General features: G+C 69.4%; 4 protein-coding genes and 2 pseudogenes. 2 read left to right on the forward strand and 4 right to left on the reverse strand.

From position 1 onward, the window contains the following. Together Z052_RS16975 and Z052_RS16980 are read right to left on the reverse strand one after the other, a co-directional pair. Positions 1–228, reverse strand: a pseudogene (locus tag Z052_RS16975) (phosphate ABC transporter permease); the annotation flags it as partial. A gap of 75 nt (positions 229–303) precedes the next feature. Further along, on the reverse strand, positions 304–582 hold the full coding sequence (locus tag Z052_RS16980) for a zinc ribbon domain-containing protein (protein ID WP_094521458.1): 279 nt from the start codon (positions 580–582) through the stop codon (positions 304–306). 134 nt (positions 583–716) lie between these two features. Here Z052_RS16980 and Z052_RS16985 point away from each other — a divergent pair, with 134 nt between their 5' ends. Then, positions 717–1,151, forward strand: a complete 435-nt coding sequence (locus Z052_RS16985; RefSeq protein WP_241897988.1) for a hypothetical protein — start codon at positions 717–719, stop codon at positions 1,149–1,151. Positions 1,152–1,199: 48 nt separating this feature from the next. Here the strand turns inward: Z052_RS16985 and Z052_RS16990 are convergent, their stop codons facing one another. Next, positions 1,200–2,516, reverse strand: coding sequence for an MFS transporter (locus Z052_RS16990; RefSeq protein WP_094494597.1), 1,317 nt, complete (start codon positions 2,514–2,516; stop codon positions 1,200–1,202). A 115-nt stretch (positions 2,517–2,631) separates the two neighbouring features. Then, positions 2,632–4,416: a PAS domain-containing protein gene (locus Z052_RS16995; protein ID WP_094583030.1), complete on the reverse strand. Its 1,785-nt coding sequence runs from the start codon at positions 4,414–4,416 to the stop codon at positions 2,632–2,634. A gap of 144 nt (positions 4,417–4,560) precedes the next feature. Between Z052_RS16995 and Z052_RS17000 the strand changes: the two are divergent. Continuing rightward, positions 4,561–4,724: pseudogene (locus tag Z052_RS17000) on the forward strand (DNA polymerase IV); the annotation flags it as partial.

A 4,724-nucleotide genomic window follows, 5' to 3' on the forward strand; every position in this document is an offset into this window, starting at 1 on the left:
GGCGTACGCGAGGAAGCCGCCGAGGAGGCCGCCGACCGCGACCGCGCCGGCGGTGAGAGCGGCGCCGTCGACCGCGACGAGGCCGACGACGTTCGGCGCGAGCAGGTAGCCGGCGCCGGCGCCGACGAGCAGCCCCGTCAGCGTCACCGCGTAGACGGAGACCGCCGCGCCGACGAACGCGAGCGCCAGCCCCGCGAGGACCAAGCCGCCGTTGAGTGGGGTGAGCATGTCCGTACCGTGGCGCGCGCTGCTACTTAAATTGTCGCAGCCGCGAGGACGGAAAACGGGCGGCGAGCGGCGGACTCACCGCGCCCGGCTCGTCGCTCGTCGATCGATGTATCGCGTGTACCCGCCGACCGCGAGGCCGAACCCGACGACGAGCAGGACGAACCCGAGGAGGCGACTGGTCCCGACGGTCATCACCGTCAGGACGACGCCGAACAGCAGCGCGAACACGCCGGCGACGACGACGCCCACGTCCAGCAGCGGCGAGGGTTGGATGCTGCGACAGTGCGGACAGATCCGGGCGTCGGCGGGGATCGGCTCGCGGCACTCGACGCAGCGGAGGCGGTCGCTCGGCACGCGAGGCGGTTCGGCCGCGACCGGTTTGGCTCTGTTGACTGCGGAGGGGGCCGAGAGGACGTGTCTGCTACCCGGACGCGCCTCGGATTGTACTCGTCGGAACAGAGAACTCCGACGGGCCGCATGGTTAAACGATGTTTCCGGATTGTGAACCGAAGTGCCGAAACGGAGACGCCGCGAGGTCCTCGGAGCCCTCGCGGTGGCTCACCGCCGGTTGTATTTCCGACGACGACCCGCAGGTGGAAATTCGGGAGATAGACGTGGTGAATCTGCGGGACGAGACCGTCGGTGTCACGATAGTTGCGGAGCGAGGCGACGAGGTCGTATCCGAGGACGGGTTCCGATTCGGCCCGAAGCAAGGCGGAGCGACGGTCGGAGTGTATTTAAAAGAAAGTTGGATGAGTGGTGAGGGAGACCTGGAACTCACGATATACGCGGATTCGATCGACGAAGCCAGTCTATTCACGGAGAGCGTGGCACAAGAGAGTGAGGACGACGAGTGTGTATCCGCGTTCAGTCCGGTCGACGAGAACGGCGGAGGCATGTACTACGCCGAAGCTGAGTGTTGACGACGCGCGAAACGAGCGCCGGGTGCGGATTTCCGCCCGCTCTCCCGCTCAGTCCGCGCCGGCCGCCGCGGCCGGCTCGTCGCCGGTATCGAGCGTCTCCTCCACCTGCGTGAAGACGGCGATCAGCGCGAGCACGGCGGCCGCGGCCCCGACCGCGAAGGGGACGACGAAACCGAAGCCGTAGAGCCAGCCGGACGCCAGCGGCCCCAGGGCGACGCCGAAGCCGAAGCCCATCGTGAGCACCGACAGGGTGGTCCCGGACTCACCCTCGCGGGCGAGGTCGCCGGCGAGCGCGAGCGACGGGGCGAACACGCACGCGACCGCGATCCCTTGGCCGAGCCGGACGAGCATCATCAGCGCCGGCTCGGTCACGATCCCCTGAAGCAGCGTCGTCGGGACGAGGATGACGAAGCCGGCGAGCAGGAACGGCCGGCGGCCGATCCGGTCGCTGGCGCGGCCCACGGGGACCTGGAAGACCACGTTCGCTATCGTCACGGCCGCGAACTGGGCGCCGAACCACACTGGGGGCTGGTCGAGCCGCACGTTCACTTGGTTCTGGAGCGTCGCGAACAGGGCGATGCACGCGCCCATGGCGACGGTCGCGAGCCCGAGCGTGAACACGGGGTCGAGCAGGCGGTCCTCGCCGCGGACCCGGATCGACACGTCGTCGCCCGCCTCGGCCTCGACGTCGGCGTCGCGGACGAGCAGGAACACGAGCGTGAAGCTGAGGTACGCCCCCGCGCAGGCCGCGACGAAGGCGGCGTCGAAGCCGTCGAGGACCGGGAGCCCGACGGCGGAGAGGTCGTACGGCCCGCGAGCGACGACCGCGCCCGCGAGGACCGGGCCGAAGCCGAAGCCGATGAGCCGGAACGTGTTGTACACGCCGAAGTTGCCGCCGCGGTCGGCGTCGCTCGCGGCGTACTCGTTCACGAGGGCGACCGTGGCGGGGATGATGAGCGCCGCGCCGAGCCCCTGTATCGCCCGCAGCGCCACCAGCACCGGGTAGCTCGTCGCGATCGTGTACAGCCCGCTCGCGGTTCCGAGGAGCAGGATTCCGGCGAGGACGAACGGACGACGGGCGCCAACGCGGTCGGAGAGCCGCCCCGTGAACGGCTGCGAGAGGCTGTTGAGAAAGCCGAAAAGCGAGAGCACGACGCCGATGAGGAGCGGTTCGGTCAGCGTGACCGCGGCCGCGCCGACCCCGACCTCGACGCCGAGTAACCCCTCGATGTCGACGAGGTCGCTGGTGATGTACAGCGGGAGGACGACGATGAGAAAGGAGTTCCCGGCGGCGCCGACCATTCGCGCGAGCGCCAGCACGATCACGCGCCGGTCGGTGTCGGTGACGCCGGAGAGGAGCCCCATTCACTCTGGGTTCGGAACGGATGATAAAGGCGCTTGTGAACGGGGGGAGTCGATCCGGTTTCGGTCGCCGACGAGCGTCGAACCGCGGTCTCGGTGTCGACCGAGACCGAGCGGCTCAGGGGGTCGCCGGGGTCCGCTTGTCGACGCCGCGGACCTCGAACCGCGCGCCGCCGTCCTCGCCGGTCGTCGCCTCGACCGTCCACCCGTGCGCGGTGGCGATCTCCTGAACGATCGCGAGGCCGAATCCGGTGGTGCCCGCGCCGCCGCTCTCGCCGGGTTCGAAGAGCGAGTCGGCGACCGCCGGGTCGATCCCCGACCCGTCGTCCTCGACGAAGAAGCCGTCCGAGAGGTCGCCGACCCGGATCGAGACGTCGTCGCCGGCGTGGTCGACCGCGTTGCGCATCAGGTTCTCGAAGAGGTTCCGGAGGCGGTCCGGGTCGGCGAGCACCTCGCGGTCGGTCTCGACCGAGAGGGTCGCGTCCGCGGTGTCGACGGTTGACCAGCTGTCGGCGACGACGTCCGCGAGGTCGACGCGCTCCGGGTCGCCGACCGTCTCTCCCTCGCGGGCGAGCGCGAGGGTCCGCTCGACGATCGACTCCATCCGGGCGAGCGCGTCGAGCGCGGCGTCGAGGTTCTCCGCGTCGTCCGACGCCTCGCGGGCGAGTTGGACCCGCCCCTGCGCGACGTTGAGGGGGTTCCGCAGGTCGTGCGAGACGATGCTCGCGAAGGAGTCGAGCCGGTCGTTCTGTCGTTCGAGCGCCGCCTCCCGCTCTTTGAACGCCGTGATGTCCTCCTGGAAGCCGACCCAGTGCGTGACGGTCCCGTTCGGGTCGCAGATCGGGGCGATGCTCACTCGGTTCCAGAACTCCGTCCCGTCCTTCCGGTAGTTCAGCAGCTCGACGCTCGTCGGCTCGTCGGCGTCGATCGCGTCGCGGAGCTCCTGAACCGACTCCTCCTCCGTGTCCGGCCCTTGGAGGAACCGGCAGTTGACGCCGATCGACTCCTCGCGGTCGTACCCGGTCATCTCGACGAACCGGTCGTTGACGTACACCATGGGGTTGTCCTCCCGGTCCGCGTCCGTGATGGTGATCCCGACCGGCGCCTCGTCGAGGGCGCGGGTCTTCGTCTCCAGTTCCGCGCGGCGCTCGCGCTCGTCGGAGACGTTTCGGAGGATGCCGACGCTGCCGTTGAACGAGTCGCCCTCGTACGGCAGCGCGGCCATGTGGTCGCGACAGGGGATCGGCTCTCCCTCCTTCGGGACGATGTCGACGCCGAAATGCTGGACGTCGGGCCCCGAAGACGAGAGGATCGTGCCGAGGCGGTCCTCGGCCTCTTTGACCGCCGCGTCGTCCTTGATGAACCCGGGCTTCTGGCCGATGATCTCCTCGCGGTCGTAGCCGGTGAGCTCGGCGAACGGCTCGTTGACGAACCGGAAGACGCCGGTCTCGTCGACGACGTAGACGGGGTAGCCGAGCGCCTCGATGACCGTCGAGTAGCGCTCGGCGATCTCTTTGGTCCGGTGCTCCTCGACCGCCTGATCGACGCGGTTCGCGAGCCGGCGGAGCTGCTCGGGACCGCCCTTCTGGAAGTAGCCGGTGACCCCCGCGTTGAGCGCCTGACTGGCGATTTCTTCCGAGCCCTTCCCGGTGTACAGCACGAACGGGGTCTCCCCGTGGCGGTCGCTGAACACGTCGAAGAACTCCAGCCCGTCCATCGCGGGCATGTCGTAGTCGCTGACCACGCAGTCGAAGGCGGCCTCGTCGAGCCGGTCCAAGGCTGTCTCGGGGTCGGTCACGCTCGTCACCGCCACGGAGTCGATCTCGCGTTCGAGGTACGCCTCCGTGAGGTCGAGGACCGACGGGTCGTCGTCGACGTGTAACACGTCGATCGCGGCGGGCATACGTGAACGAACGATCGCGAGGAATAAACGACTACCGACCCGGCTATCGGATCTGGATCCGGGGGCGGCGGCGACCGCGGTCCGCGTTCCACTTCCGGCGCGCGTGGCTGGTTCTTAAGACCGCGGAGCGCGGAGTCGGGATCGATGACCGGCGGGACGCCAGTCGCCGGGGAGACGCTCCCGGGCGCCGACGGCGGGGACGACGACGCGGACCGCGTCGTCTGCCACGTCGACATGGACTGCTTTTACGCATCCTGCGAGCGGCTGCGCCGCCCCGACCTCGCGGGCGAGCCCGTCGTGGTCGGGGC

Origin of the sequence: Halorubrum sp. C191 (assembly GCF_002727095.1) — an archaeon.
Taxonomy (GTDB): Archaea; Halobacteriota; Halobacteria; order Halobacteriales; family Haloferacaceae; genus Halorubrum; species Halorubrum ezzemoulense.